This is a genomic window from Photorhabdus viridis (assembly GCF_040256935.1).
GTDB classification, from domain to species: domain Bacteria; phylum Pseudomonadota; class Gammaproteobacteria; order Enterobacterales; family Enterobacteriaceae; genus Photorhabdus; species Photorhabdus viridis.
The window spans coordinates 1-223 of sequence record NZ_JBEJZY010000598.1 but is presented as its reverse complement, the minus strand read 5'-3'; the positions used below and the strand labels follow the sequence as shown (position 1 = coordinate 223).

General features: G+C 51.6%; 1 protein-coding gene. It reads left to right on the top strand.

The annotated features are described in order from the left end of the window. Window positions 1–223: contractile injection system protein, VgrG/Pvc8 family (locus ABR397_RS24720; RefSeq protein ID WP_350307973.1), on the top strand; the 223-nt coding region annotated here is incomplete at both ends.

Genomic DNA, 223 nt, shown 5'->3' with positions numbered 1-223 from the left:
TCGGTGAAGTTCCGGGTGGTTTTCAACGGCGTTGAACAACGTCAGGTCAGTGGCATTATCGCACAGGCTGTACTGGGTGATACCCATACTCACCGCACGATTTATTATCTCGCCGTCCGGCCTGCGCTCTGGCGGATGAGCCTGAATCAGGACAGCCGGATTTATCATCGGCAAAGCGTCCCGGAAATCCTAAAAAGCTTGCTGAAAAAACACTATATTCTGG